This is a genomic window from Xanthomonas sp. 60, assembly GCF_011761925.1.
In genome coordinates this window covers 95581-109333 of sequence record NZ_JAASQW010000005.1, presented here as the reverse complement: position 1 = coordinate 109333, position 13753 = coordinate 95581, and the positions used below count along the sequence as shown (strand labels likewise).

Genomic DNA, 13753 nt, shown 5'->3' with positions numbered 1-13753 from the left:
GTTCTCCTATCGGGGCGATGCTTCGCCCTGTCTGCCGGGCACACCTGCGGCCGGGCCGGCGCGGTCAGGGGGAAGTGGCTTCGCCACTGCGGTCGGCCATGCCATACAGCACGGCCAGGGCGGCCTTGAACGATGCAGGCAGCATGGGCCCATGCCCGAGGCCGGGGAATTCGCGGTACTGCACCTGCAGTCCAGGCACCGCCGTCAACCGCGAGGCCAGCGCGTGCGCAGCATCCGGCGCAGCCGCCTCGATCCGGCGCAGATGCGCGACCACGCGGGGGTTGCTCATGTCGCGCGCGCCGCGGTTGCCGCTGCGTTCGTCCCCGCCGAGCATGATCCACACGCGGGCCGGCGTGCCGGCGCTGTTCTGTACGAACTGCGCCTCGATGTCTCCCAGTGCCGCGCCACGGCTCCACCACAGCGACGGGCTCGCACTGATGTAATCGGTGAAGGCGCCGGGCCGCGTGTAGAGCGTGCTGAGCACGAACAAACCGCCGAATGAGTGGCCCCAGAGCGCCTGGCGGCGTGGATCGGTGCGCACGCGCCGCTCCACTTCCGGCCGTACCTGCCGTTCCAGCAGGTCGGCGAAGGCATAGGCACCGCCGCCGGTGGCCCGGGTCACCCCCTCCTCATCGTCGGTGCGGTCGATCCAGGCGGTGTAGTCGCGGGTGCGCTGCGGCGAGTCGATGCGGCGCGCGTTGTCGTAGCCGACCAGCACGAGCGCAGGCGGCGCCGTACGTGCCGCGAGCTCGGCCAGCATCGGCGCGTCCAGCACCATCGCCGCCGCATTGCCGTCGAGCGCGTACAGGACGGGCACTGGCCGTGTCGCCACAGCAGGAATGGCCAGGTTGATGCGCCAGCGACGCTGGTGGTCGGCGCTTTCAACCACGAAGCGCTCGAAGCGGTAACCGTTCACCGTTTCATCCAGCACGGTGCGGCCCATCATCTGGTCCGGGTTACGCTGCTGGGCGATCGCTGCGGGGGCCAGCGCGAGCAGCGCCATGCAGAGGGAGACAGCGCCGAGGGCGGCGCGGTGGAAACCAGAACGACACATCGAAAAAACGTCCACGGGCAGGTGCGTCGGCTCCGGACGGTGGCCGACAAGGCGTTAGCCTCTGCCGTCAGTCTAACAAATGCGAATGCTTCTCGCTTTCGATCTGAAGGTCGAGCCGTGTCGTGCGCCTGACGGATTCAGCGCAAGGCCTCGGCCAATCGCGCGCCCAGCCAGACCAGCACCAGGCCGCCAGCCACGCTGGCGGCGATGTACGCCGGCACCGTGAGGCCACGGTCGCTGCGCGCGAACACCAGCGATTCCAGCATCATGGAGGAGAACGTGGTCAGGCCGCCCATCAGGCCGACGACGAGGAACGCGCGCAGCAGCGGACTGTTGCCGCCACGGGTCTGCAGCCACACCAGCAGGTACCCCGCCAGGAAGGCGCCGAGCAGATTGGCGCACAGCGTGCCCCACGGGAATCCCTGGCCGAGCCGCCGGGTCATCGCGTCACCGATGCAGAAGCGCGCCAGCGAGCCCAGCGCACCGCCGGCCATGACCAGTCCGACCTGCTGCCAGTAAAGGGCGCCCATATCAGCCGTCCGTCCCGCCGCTTGCATCCTGCCGCGCCTGTGCCCGTGCGGCGCGTAGACGGTCCAGCTTGTCCTTGAGCTTGATCTCCAGTCCGCGTGGCACCGGCTCGTAGAACACGCGCTCGCCCATCGCGTCCGGGAAGCCGGTCTGGTCCAGCGCGATGCCGCCCTCCACATCGTGGTCGTACTGATAGGTGGCCCCGTACCCCAGCTCCTTCATCAATCTGGTCGGTGCGTTGCGCAGGTGCAGCGGCACCTCCAGCGTGCCGCTCTGCCGCACTTCCGCCCTGGCCTGGTTGAACGCCGCGTAGCCGGCGTTCGATTTCGCCGTGCTCGCCAGGTACAGCACCAGCTGCGCGAACGCCAGTTCACCCTCCGGGCTGCCCAGCCGCTCGTAGATGTCCCACGCTTCCAGCGCCATCGTCTGCGCCCGCGGATCGGCCAGCCCGATGTCCTCGATCGCCATGCGCGTCAACCGCCGCGCGAGGTAGGCAGGATCACAGCCCCCATCGAGCATGCGCGTCAGCCAGTACAGCGCCGCATCCGGATTGGAGCTGCGCACGGATTTATGCAGCGCGGAGATCTGGTCGTAGAACTGTTCGCCGTTCTTGTCGAACCGTCGCGTCCGGTCGGCCAGCACCTGCGCCAGCGTCTGCGGCGTGATGTGCCCGCCCTCGTCCACCGCCAGCTCTGCGGCGATTTCCAGCAGGGTCAGCGCACGGCGCACATCCCCGTCGGCGGCGGTGGCGATCTCCAGCAGCAGCTCGGGGCTGACCTGCAGGTGCTCGGCGGCCAGCCCGCGCTCGCTGTCCTGCAGCGCCCGCTGCAGCGACGCTACGATGTCCTGCGGCGAGACGGGTTCGAGCACATGTACGCGGCAACGCGAGAGCAGTGCCGAGTTCAGTTCGAAGGAAGGGTTTTCCGTGGTGGCGCCGACGAACACGATCGTGCCGCGTTCGATATGCGGCAGGAACGCGTCCTGCTGCGTCTTGTTGAAGCGGTGCACCTCATCCACGAACAGCACCGTGCGGCGGCCCTCGGCGAAGCGTTGCGCCGCCTCGGCAAGCACCTGGCGCACGTCCGGCAAGCCGGACAGGACGGCCGAGATCGCGCGGAACTCGGCGTCGGAATACTCGGCAAGCAGCAGCGCCAGCGTGGTCTTGCCACAGCCCGGCGGCCCCCACAGGATCATCGAGTGCACACGACCGGATTCCACCGCGCGCCGCAGCGCGCTTCCGGGTGCGAGCAGCCGGCGCTGGCCGACCATTTCATCAAGGGTGCGCGGCCGCATGCGCTCGGCAAGCGGACGCAGGTTGTCCCGATCCACACTCAGCAGATCGGGACCCGGGAAGGAAGAGGTACGTTGTCTGGCCACCTGCCAATTGTAGCGTGGGTGGCGGTGACGACCCCTGCCCCGCGCTTACTCGCCGATGACGTCGGTGCCGGCCGGCGGCGTGAAGCGGAACGTATCGGCCGGCAGGCTCGGGTTGCGCCGCCAGTTGCTGAAACTGATTTCGGTCCGCTGGCCAACCGCATCGACGATTTCCATCTTCGCCAGCCCCTGCGCATTGAAGCCCAGCGCGGCGTACTGGAAGCTCGCCTCGGTCTCGCGCTTGGGCGTGAGCGAAAGCCACTGCAGGCCCGCGCGCGCGGTGGCTTCCTCGCTCAGATCGTACTGCTGCTCCAGCAGCGCCGGATTGATCAGCGCGGTCAGGGGGCTGTTCTGTTCCTCCTTGCCCTGCGCGCGTACCGTGGCCTGTTCCAGGTCCGGCTCGTACATCCAGACCTTGCTGCCATCAGCGACGATGACCTGCACGTGCGGCTTCTGGTATTCCCAGCGGAACAGGCGCGGCGCCGACAGCGCAACGCGTCCGGTGGTGGTTTCCTTGACCCGTCCGTTGCTGGTGAAGACCTGCTGGCTGAACTGGCCATCGAGCCCCTTCAGGCCGCTGGTGAACTGCTTGAGGTCATCGCGCGCGCCGGCCCAGGCCGAGCTTGAGGCCAGGCAGGCCACGGCCAGGGTGGAGGCGGACAGGAGGTGGCGGAAAGTGGCATTCATGCGTCAGGTCCGTCAGAAGTCACAGGTGATGGCGGCAGTGTGCCCGGTTCTTGCTGAATGGGCGATGGGAGCAGGCGCCCCCCGCCCGGCATCAGCGTGGCGGCGGCGGTGCCAGCACCGTGCGGTCACCGTTGTGCTCTGGCGGACTGACCACGCCCGCCGCCTCCATGGCCTCGATCAGCCGGGCCGCGCGGTTGTAGCCGATCTTCAGGCGGCGCTGCACGCCGGAAATGGACGCCCGGCGGGTCTCGGTGACCACCCGCAGCGCCTCGTCGTACAGCGGATCGGATTCGTCGCCGGAGGACGCGGTTTCCGGCAGGCCACTGGCGCCGACGACCACCCCATCGCCCATCGTCTGCACCTCGTCCAGCACGCCCTCGATGTAGTCCGCAGGCCCCATCGCTTTCAGGTGCTCCACGACGCGGTGCACTTCCTCGTCGGAGACGAACGCACCGTGCACGCGGTCCGGCATGGCCGTGCCCGGCGGCAGGTACAGCATGTCGCCGTGGCCGAGCAGCGTTTCCGCGCCGGACTGGTCGAGGATGGTGCGGGAATCGATCTTGGAACTGACCTGGAAACCGATCCGGGTGGGAATGTTGGCCTTGATCAGGCCCGTGATCACGTCCACCGATGGACGCTGGGTCGCCAGGATGAGATGGATGCCGGCCGCACGCGCCTTCTGGGCCAAGCGCGCGATGAGCTCTTCGACCTTCTTGCCAACGATCATCATCATGTCGGCGAATTCGTCGATGAAGATCACCACGAACGGCAGCGTCTCCAGCGGCCGTGGCGCCTCGCCCAGCTCCGGATTCGGCTTGAACAGCGGGTCCATCAGCGGCTGGCCGGCATCCTGCGCGTCCTTGACCTTTTTGTTGAAGCCGGCGAGGTTGCGCACGCCCACCGCGCTCATCAGCTTGTAACGGCGCTCCATCTCCGCCACGCACCAGCGCAGGCCGTTGGCGGCCTCCTTCATGTCGGTGACCACCGGCGCCAGCAGGTGCGGAATGCCCTGGTAGACGCTGAGTTCCAGCATCTTCGGGTCGATCATCAACATGCGCAGGTCCTTGGGGCTGGCCTTGAACAGCAGGCTCAGCACCATGGCATTGACCGCGACCGACTTGCCCGAACCGGTCGTGCCGGCCACCAGCAGGTGCGGCATGCGCGCCAGGTCGGCGACCGTGGGCCGGCCGGCGATGTCCTTGCCCAGCGCCAGCGTCAGCGGACTGGCGGACTTGTCGTACTCCTTGGAGCGCAGCAGCTCGGACAGGAAGATCATCTCGCGGGTGACGTTCGGGATTTCCAGGCCCACCACCGACTTGCCCGGGATGACGTCCACCACGCGCACGGATTTCACCGACAGGCCGCGCGCGATGTCCTTGTCCAGCGAACTGATCTGGCTGACCTTGATGCCCGGCGCCGGCTCGATCTCGAAGCGGGTGATCACCGGGCCCGGGTAGGCACCCACCACCACCGCGTCGATGCGGAAGTCCTTGAGCTTGAACTCGATCTGCCGCGAGAGGGTCTCCAGCGTGTCCTCGTCATAGCCCTTGGGCTGCGGCTTGGGATCGTCGAGCAGCGCCAGCGGCGGCAGGTCCGAGCCGTCGCCGTTGACGCCCTGGAACATCGGGATCTGCGTATCCCGCTTGGCACGATCGCTCTTTTCGATCACCGGCTCCGGGCGCGGCTCGATCTTCACCGGCTCACGCTTGGCGCGCACCTCGGCGTCGGCCTTGCGGATTTCCTGGCGTTCCTCGCGCAGCACACGGGTCTGCTGCCACTCCGTGGCCTGTTCCTTCTTCTTCTCCAGCAGCGGCGCCAGCGCCATCACCGCACGGCCGATGCGCTCCATCACCGAGAACCAGGACAGTCCGGTGGCGAGCGTGATCGAGGCCAGCAGCAACACCAGCACGAACAGGTTGGCGCCCAGCGCACCAAAGCCGACGCTGAGCGAATTGCCGACCAGTTTGCCCAGGATGCCGCCCGCCGAGGCCACATCGGCGGTGTACAGGCGCAGGTGCAGGAAGCCGGTTCCGGCGATCAGGAAACCCACCAGTCCCACCAGCCGCAGCGCCGGGTCCAGGTCGTTGTCGCCCTTGGTTTCCCGCTTCAGGCCGAACATCGCAAACCACGCCACCGTACCGAGCACGATGGGCAGCACGAACGCCATGTAGCCGAACAACTGCAGCAGCACGTCGGCGATCCACGCACCGGCCCGTCCGCCCATGTTGCTGATCGGGGCGACCACGCTGCCGGTGTGCGACCAGCCCGGATCGGCCGCCGAATACGTGAACAGGCTGGCGATCAGGTACAGCAGCGCAGGGGCGATGGCGATGAGGCCAAGATCGCGCCACAGCCGCAGCCGCTTCGGGTTGTCCGCTGCCGGCGGCTCTTTGCGCCGCGCCTTGCTTTCGGCGGATCGTGAACGTTCGGGCACCTGCTTCGCCACCTTCGACAATACCTTTGGAATGCGCTGTTAGTGGTTGATAATAAACGAACGGCGTCGATTTTCCGTCACCTGCCGTGCCACGCGTTGCCGTCAGGCACCTGCACCGGTGCGATCCACCCCGGTGGGTTGAATCCCCCCGCCCCTGCCATCACTCTATGGCCTGCCCCCAAGCCCGCGCCCCTACGCTGCGCGCCTTGCCCCGTCTACTTTTTCGCGAGTCTACATGAGCACCCTGCCTACCCGTCATCAGAAGCTTGTCATCCTGGGCTCCGGCCCGGCCGGCTGGACCGCCGCCGTCTACGCTGCGCGCGCCAACCTCAAGCCGGTGGTCATCACCGGCCTGCAGCAGGGCGGCCAGCTGATGACCACCACCGAGGTCGACAACTGGCCGGGCGACCCCCACGGCCTGATGGGCCCGGACCTGATGGCGCGCATGCAGGAGCACGCCGAGCGCTTCGAGACCGAGGTGATCTTCGACCACATCCATACCGCCGATGTATCGCAGCGTCCGTTCAGGCTCATCGGCGACAGCGCCGAGTACACCTGTGACGCCCTGATCCTCGCCACCGGCGCCACTGCCAAGTACCTGGGCATTCCTTCCGAAGAGGCCTTCAAGGGCCGCGGCGTTTCGGCCTGCGCCACCTGCGACGGCTTCTTCTACCGCGACCAGGACGTCGTGGTGGTCGGCGGCGGCAACACGGCCGTGGAAGAAGCGCTGTATCTCTCCAACATCGCCCGCAAGGTCTACCTGGTCCATCGCCGGGACACGCTGAAGGCGGAGAAGATCATGCAGGACAAGCTGTTCGCCAAGGTGGAAGCGGGCAAGATCGAAACCGTCTGGCACCACCAGGTGGATGAGGTGCTGGGCAATGACGCCGGAGTGACCGGCGTGCGGCTGAAGTCCGTGCAGGACGGCAGCACCCGCGAGATTGCCGCGCACGGCTTCTTCGTGGCCATTGGCCACCATCCCAACACCACCCTGTTCGATGGCCAGCTGGCGATGAACAACGGCTACCTGACCATCAACTCGGGCTTGAACGGCAACGCCACCCAGACCTCCGTGGAGGGCGTGTTCGCCGCCGGCGACGTCGCCGACCAGCACTATCGGCAGGCCATCACCTCGGCCGGCTTCGGCTGCATGGCCGCGCTGGATGCCGAGCGCTGGCTGGATGCCCAGGGCAAGGCCAGCTGAGGCGGGCTGCCTGAACCGGTCCCGGCGCGGCCTGAGGCCCGCCGGGATTGCGCCTGCGCGCGGTGGCGCGCCCTGAGTCCGGACACCACCTGGACCACGATGCCCCGCATCCCACCTGCGTCATCCAGAGCGTTCCGCCTGGCGCAGGCGGGCCGACGTACACGCAAGGCGCTCGACCGTCGCGGAAATAGACCCCAATGCGTCGCTGCGGCGATTGTGCAGGCCGATCCTCCGCGCCCCGGCGCGCAGGACCAGATCGTCCAGCACCTGCGCCACCGCGCTGCGCAACGCAGCGGCCGTCGGCCTGCCCGTTCCGAGATCCAAGCCACAGCCGGCCATGGTCACCCGCGTGCCAACCTCCTGCTTGTCCTCCGTGTCCCCGGCGATGATCACCGGCACATCATGGGACAGGGCGAGCTGCACGGTGCCATAGCCTCCGTTGGTGACCAGGGCAGCCGTTCGCGGCAGCCAGTGGTCGAACGGGGCAAACGGCACGACCGACGCGTTGTGCGGCGTGGGCAGTCCCTGCGGGTCGCGACCGCCCGTGGTCGCCAGCACCCGCACGGGCTGGTCAGCGAGTGCGAGCAGTGTGGGTGCCAGCAGCTGCGTCAGATCCTGATTGGCCAGCGTGCCCTGCGTTGCCAGGACCAATGGCCGCGGATCGTCCTCCGCCCACGGCGGCGCACCGGCAGCGACCATGCCGGGTGTGCAGGGCAGCGGACCGACGAACTGCACATGGGCCGGCAGCTCGCTGCGCGGGTACTCGAACGCCGTGGTCGCCAACTGCAGGCATGCATCACTGCGCAGGATCATTTCGTCGGTGTAGAAACGCGAGAGCGGGCCCTCCCCGGCACGCACGGTAGCGGCACTGAAGGCGTGTCCGATTTTCCGCAGCATGGCCGCCTCTGCCGCTGACCGCAGGCACCGGCCGCGCAGCACCGGTGGCAGCACCTGCGGGGGCACGCGCGGGCCAAAGAGCAGCGAATCCCCCGTTGACAGCGCGAAGGGTGCCAGCCCCACCATGAGGGCCGCGGGGCGTGCGGGCAGCGGGCGCTGCAGCAGCGGCAGCACACCGGTGAACAGCGAATCGAACACCACCACATCGGCCCCGTGCTGGGCGATCAGGGCCTGCAGCTGCCGATGGATGAATGGCACCGCCGGTGCGAAGAAGTGCGACAGCACCAGGGTCATTCGGGCCTCGCCGGGTGGCAGTGCGCTGTAGTCCACGGTGAAGGCCTCATCCCCTTCGTCCGTCGACATGTCGAACGCGCGGTCGCGGTAATCGTAGTCCCCCTGCGGACAAAGCGGCTCGAAGCCGAAGCCATCGGCCTGCAGCATGTCGGCGAACAGCGCGCCGGTCAGGAAATGAACGGTGTGGCCCTGGTCCCGAAGATGCCGGGCGATGAGGTGCAGGGGCAGGACGTGACCCGGCGTTGGAACAGCGCAGACGACAATGGTGGACATGTTTCCCTCGTGGTTGCAGTCGCCCCGATGGATGACTGCCCGGCGAACCGGACGCCCCCACGGCGCCGCCCCGTGCGGCAACCCGGAGCCTAGCGGTCGGGTCGCCGTCGCGGTGCCCCCTTATCGTGCAATGTCCCATCCGTGTCGTCGGCCGTCAGTGGGGCCCCCGGGCCGGCGCTGGCGGCAGTGCGCGCCGCGGCGCATACCGGCAACCTCAGCGATGCCCTATCCTGCCTGCATGCTCAGCCCCCGCTTCCTTTCATCATTGCAATCGATCGACGCGACCTACTGGGATGCCCTGCATGACCAGCGCAACCCGTTCATCAGTCACGCATTCCTGGCCGGACTGGAGGCCCACGGGTGCCTGCGCGAAGACTGGGGCTGGCAACCGCAGCATTTCACGTTGTGGGAGGACGACACCTTGGTGGCCGCCATCCCCGGCTATCTCAAGCACAACTCCCATGGCGAGTTCGTCTTCGATCATGCCTGGGCCAATGCCTACGCCCAGCACGGCCGCGATTACTACCCCAAGTGGCTGGGCGCAGTGCCCTACTCGCCGGTCACCGGCCCACGCCTGCTGGCGGTGCGTGAAACGGCGCGTTCCGCCCTGCTGCCTGCGCTCGTCAACGCACTGCCGCAGCTGGGCGTGTCCTCGGCACACGTGAACTTCCACCTCCCGCAGGAAGACGGGATATTCGGCGGCCAGTGGCTGCTGCGCGAGGACATCCAGTTCCAGTGGCACAACCCCGGTGACTGGCAGACCTTCGAGGATTTCCTTGCCGCCATGAATCACAAGCGGCGCAAGAACATCCGCCAGGAGCGCGCACGGATCAGCCGCCAGGCCATCCAGTTCCGCGTCGTCCATGGCGATGAGGCCAGCGCTGCCGATCTGGAGGCGATGTACCGTTTCTACCTGCAGACCTTCCTGGAATACGGCAACGCGCCAGCGCTGACGGCGGGGTTCCTGCGCCATCTGGCCGACCGGCTGGGCCGGGGGCTGGTGATGTTCCTGGCCGAGCACGAGGGCGCGCTGATCGCCGGTGCGCTGTGCCTGCGCGGTGGGAGCACGCTGTACGGCCGCTACTGGGGCGGCACTGCCCTGCCCGGGCTCCATTTCGAAGCCTGCTACTACCAGGGCATCGACTATTGCCTGCGCGAAGGCCTGTGCCACTTCGAACCCGGTGCCCAAGGCGAGCACAAACTGGCCCGTGGCTTTCTGCCCACGCGCGTGCGCAGCCGGCACTGGATTGCCGATGCGGACTTTGCCCGCGCCCTGGCGCCCTGGTGTGCGCAGGAGCGGCGGGAAATCGACCGCTACGAGGCGGTCCTGAACACGCATTCGCCGTTCCGTGGCGAGGGTGGCGCGGCATGAGGCCACACCCGTGACCCGGCGCCTGCCGTGGCGACTCGACGACGCCCCCAAGGCGCCGTTCCCGCCGGCGGAATCCGCGCTGCGTCACCCGGACGGCCTGCTTGCCGTGGGCGGTGATCTGACGCCGGTACGGCTGCTCAATGCTTACGCGGGCGGCATCTTTCCATGGTTCAGTGAAGGCGAACCGATCCTGTGGTGGTCGCCAGACCCGCGCATGGTGTTCCAGACCGATGGCGTGCACCTTTCATCGCGGTTCCGCCGACAGCTGCGCGGCCTGGACTGGACGATCACCGCCGACACGGCGTTCGTCGACGTCGTGCGGGCCTGCGCACAGGCGCCCCGGCCAGGACAGGACGGCACGTGGATCGGGGCCGGCATGCTGGCCGCGTATGACGAACTGCACCGGCTGGGGTTCGCGCATTCGGTGGAAGTCTGGGACGGGGACCTGCTGGTGGGCGGCATCTACGGCGTGGGTATCGGCCGGATGTTCTTCGGCGAGAGCATGTTCAGCGCCCGCAGCGGCGGCTCCAAGGTGGCGCTGGCAGCATTGGCAGCGCTCCTGCGCGGCTGGGACGTCGCCCTGCTCGATGCCCAGGTGGAAAATCCGCACCTTCGGCGCATGGGGGCCGTCCCCATGGCGCGCGCGATGTTCCTGGACCATGTCCGCCAGGCCGTCCAGCAGCCGGGGCCGGAGGGAAACTGGGCCCAACGCGTCGGCACCTTGCCGGTCCGGCACGTGGGTGGCGGTTAACGCAATCTTTGCAATGCATGGAAAATGTGCGTAAAATGCTGCGGCTTAGGCCCCAGTGGCCGTTCTCTGAACCGCACAGGATTACATGTCGAAAGACGACTCCATCGAGTTCGAAGGCACCGTCAGTGAGACGCTGCCGAATACGACTTTCCGCGTCCGCCTGGAAAATGGTCATGAAATCATTGCCCATATCTCCGGCCGCATGCGCAAGAACTATATCCGCATCCTGACGGGTGACCGGGTCAAGGTTGAAATGACCCCGTACGACCTGACCAAGGGTCGCATCACCTATCGCATGAAGTAAGCGGTACGGCGCGTTGCGCCTGTTGAAAAGGCCAGTCTTCGTACTGGCCTTTTGGCGTGCGTGGGATTGAAGAACTGCGTACGGAAGGCCGAGGCAGGCTCGGCGCATCCTGGGAAGAATGCCGGGCATGGCCCGGCATCCTCGTTACTCCACCGTGGCCGGAAGACGCTTTTCCGGCTCGGCAAACGCTTCGACGACCAGCTCGTTCTCGCGCACGTCGATCGTCACCCGGCCACCGTTCACCAGCTTGCCGAACAGCAGTTCGTCGGCCAGTGGGCGCTTCACCTTGTCCTGGATCACGCGTGCCATCGGACGGGCGCCCATCAGCGGATCGAACCCGTGCTGGGCCAGCCAGTCGCGGGCCAGCGGCGTGGCCGAGAGCGAAACGTGCTTCTCCTGCAGCAGCATCTCCAGCTCGATGATGAACTTGTCCACCACCCGCAGGATGTGGTCGAAGCCCAGCGCCTGGAACTGCACGATGGCGTCGATGCGGTTGCGGAACTCGGGCGTGAAGCTGCGGCGGATCGTCTCCATCGCATCGGACGCATGGTCCTGCTTGGTGAAGCCGATGGAACGGCGCGAGGCCTGGGTGGCACCGGCATTGGTGGTCATGACCAGCACCACGTTCTTGAAGTTGGCTTCGCGTCCGTTGGTGTCGGTGAGCACGCCCCGATCCATGACCTGCAGCAGGATGTTGAAGATATCCGGATGGGCCTTCTCGATTTCATCCAGCAGCAGCACACAGTGCGGCGTCTTGACGATCTTCTCGGTCAGCAGCCCGCCCTGGTCGAAGCCTACATAGCCCGGAGGTGCACCGATCAGGCGACTGATCGAGTGGCCCTCCATGTACTCGGACATGTCAAAGCGCACCAGCTCGATGCCCAGTTGCAGGGCCAGCTGCTTGGTGACCTCGGTCTTGCCGACACCGGTGGGACCGGCGAACAGGAAATTGCCGATCGGCTTTTCAGGATTGGCCAGGCCCGAACGGGCCAGCTTGATCGCCGAGGCCAGCGACTCGATCGCCGGGTCCTGGCCGAAGATCACCATCTTCAGGTTGCGCTCGAGGTGCTGCAGCACGTCCTTGTCGGTGGCGGTGACCTGCTTGGCCGGAATGCGCGCCATCTTGGCCACGATCGCCTCGATTTCCTCGATATCGATCTGCTCCTTGCGCTTGCCTTCCGGCATCAGGCGCTGACGTGCGCCGGCTTCGTCGATCACATCGATCGCCTTGTCGGGCAGCAGGCGGTCGCCGATATGCTTGACCGACAGGTCCACCGCCGCCTGCAGGGCGTCATCGGCATAGGTCACGCCATGGTGCGCCTCGTACTTTGGCTTGAGGCCCTGCAGGATCTCGTAGGTCTCGCCCACCGTCGGCTCCACGATGTCGATCTTCTGGAAGCGACGCGCCAGCGCGCGATCCTTCTCGAAGATGCCGCGGTATTCCTGGAAGGTGGTCGAACCGATGCAGCGCAGTTCGCCCGAAGACAGCGCCGGCTTGATCAGGTTCGAGGCGTCCATGGTGCCGCCCGACGCCGAACCGGCACCGATGATGGTGTGGATCTCATCAATGAACAGCACCGCGTTGGGGAGCTTCTTCAACGCCGTCAGCACGCCCTTGAGGCGCTTTTCGAAGTCGCCGCGGTACTTGGTCCCTGCCACCAGCGCGCCGAGATCGAGCGAATAGATCACGGCGTCGGCCAGCACCTCGGGCACCGAACCTTCCACGATGCGACGCGCCAGTCCCTCTGCGATGGCGGTCTTGCCGACACCGGCCTCACCTACATACAACGGGTTGTTCTTGCGGCGGCGGCACAGCACCTGGATGGTGCGCTCGATTTCATCACCGCGACCCACGAGCGGGTCGATCCGGCCGTTGCGCGCGGCGTCGTTGAGGTTGCTGGCGAACTCGGCCAGCGCATCGCTCTTGCCTTCGCCCTCTCCGCCCTCGGCCCGACCCTCCGGATCGGCGCCGGACGGCTGCTCACCGTCTTCACCCAGCTTGGCGATGCCATGGGACAGGTAATTGACCACGTCCAGCCGGTTCACGTCCTGCTGGTTGAGATAGTAGACCGCGTGCGAATCCTTCTCGCCGAAGATCGCCACCAGGACGTTCGCGCCGGTGACTTCCTTCTTTCCCGAGGACTGGACATGGTAGACGGCGCGCTGCAGCACCCGCTGGAAGCCCAGCGTGGGCTGGGTATCGCGACCGTCATCTTCGGCCAGCCGCGAGACCGAGGCTTCGATGGCCTGGCCCAGCTCCTGGCGCAGCCGCTCGGGCTCGGCGCCGCAGGCTTTCAGGACGGCCTGGGCGGATGGGTTGTCGAGCAGTGCCAGCAACAGGTGTTCGACGGTCATGAACTCATGCCGGGCCTCACGTGCACGCTTGTAGCACTGGCCGATGGTGTGTTCGAGGTCTTTACTGAACATGCTCTACTCCGGCGGCAGTTGAGAACGATATGCGGCCTGACAACGCGTTTTCCATCACCCTAGCGGAAACGGTTGTTCAGATGGCGTTAGCGTGGCGCGGCGCTCCTGCACGGGGCATGACGATAGCCTACGCGCCGGCCGTGCCCCGGGCTGG

Annotated in this window: 11 protein-coding genes; 4 read left to right on the top strand and 7 right to left on the bottom strand. The window is 66.9% G+C overall.

Translation table 11 applies throughout. The features are described 5' to 3' along the window. Positions 1-64: 64 nt before the first annotated feature. The 5 genes from FHY09_RS11795 to FHY09_RS11775 all read right to left on the bottom strand — a co-directional run bounded on the left by FHY09_RS11795 (position 65) and on the right by FHY09_RS11775 (position 6089). Positions 65-1054 (bottom strand): alpha/beta hydrolase-fold protein, encoded by a 990-nt coding sequence (locus tag FHY09_RS11795; protein ID WP_166927078.1) that lies wholly within the window; start codon positions 1052-1054, stop codon positions 65-67. A gap of 137 nt (positions 1055-1191) precedes the next feature. Next, positions 1192-1584 (bottom strand): fluoride efflux transporter CrcB, encoded by a 393-nt coding sequence (gene crcB, locus FHY09_RS11790; RefSeq protein WP_166927077.1) that lies wholly within the window; start codon positions 1582-1584, stop codon positions 1192-1194. A gap of 1 nt (position 1585) precedes the next feature. Then, positions 1586-2875, bottom strand: coding sequence for a replication-associated recombination protein A (locus FHY09_RS11785; RefSeq protein WP_456362805.1), 1290 nt, complete (start codon positions 2873-2875; stop codon positions 1586-1588). A 129-nt stretch (positions 2876-3004) separates the two neighbouring features. After that, the gene (lolA, locus tag FHY09_RS11780; protein ID WP_166927075.1) at positions 3005-3643 is read right to left on the bottom strand and encodes an outer membrane lipoprotein chaperone LolA; all 639 of its coding nucleotides are present in this window, start codon (positions 3641-3643) and stop codon (positions 3005-3007) included. A gap of 91 nt (positions 3644-3734) precedes the next feature. After that, positions 3735-6089, bottom strand: coding sequence for a DNA translocase FtsK (locus FHY09_RS11775; protein WP_166927074.1), 2355 nt, complete (start codon positions 6087-6089; stop codon positions 3735-3737). Between the two features lie 223 nt (positions 6090-6312). On the opposite strand from FHY09_RS11775, the gene trxB reads away from it, so the two are divergent. Beyond that, positions 6313-7281 carry a thioredoxin-disulfide reductase gene (trxB, locus tag FHY09_RS11770; protein ID WP_166927073.1) on the top strand — a complete coding sequence of 323 codons (969 nt, stop codon included), beginning with the start codon at positions 6313-6315 and terminating at the stop codon, positions 7279-7281. A gap of 120 nt (positions 7282-7401) precedes the next feature. On the opposite strand, the gene FHY09_RS11765 is transcribed toward trxB, so the two are convergent. After that, positions 7402-8745, bottom strand: a complete 1344-nt coding sequence (locus tag FHY09_RS11765) for a nucleotide disphospho-sugar-binding domain-containing protein (RefSeq protein ID WP_166927072.1) — start codon at positions 8743-8745, stop codon at positions 7402-7404. A 238-nt stretch (positions 8746-8983) separates the two neighbouring features. On the opposite strand from FHY09_RS11765, the gene FHY09_RS11760 reads away from it, so the two are divergent. The 3 genes from FHY09_RS11760 (at position 8984) to infA (ending at position 11172) form a co-directional block, all read left to right on the top strand. Beyond that, positions 8984-10117: a GNAT family N-acetyltransferase gene (locus tag FHY09_RS11760; protein WP_166927214.1), complete on the top strand. Its 1134-nt coding sequence runs from the start codon at positions 8984-8986 to the stop codon at positions 10115-10117. A 10-nt stretch (positions 10118-10127) separates the two neighbouring features. Further along, positions 10128-10868, top strand: coding sequence for a leucyl/phenylalanyl-tRNA--protein transferase (aat, locus tag FHY09_RS11755; RefSeq protein ID WP_166927071.1), 741 nt, complete (start codon positions 10128-10130; stop codon positions 10866-10868). 85 nt (positions 10869-10953) lie between these two features. After that, positions 10954-11172, top strand: coding sequence for a translation initiation factor IF-1 (infA, locus tag FHY09_RS11750; protein ID WP_005409596.1), 219 nt, complete (start codon positions 10954-10956; stop codon positions 11170-11172). A gap of 144 nt (positions 11173-11316) precedes the next feature. Here infA and clpA read toward each other — a convergent pair whose 3' ends face one another. Then, positions 11317-13599 (bottom strand): ATP-dependent Clp protease ATP-binding subunit ClpA, encoded by a 2283-nt coding sequence (gene clpA, locus FHY09_RS11745; protein ID WP_166927070.1) that lies wholly within the window; start codon positions 13597-13599, stop codon positions 11317-11319. Between the last annotated feature and the right edge of the window lie 154 nt (positions 13600-13753).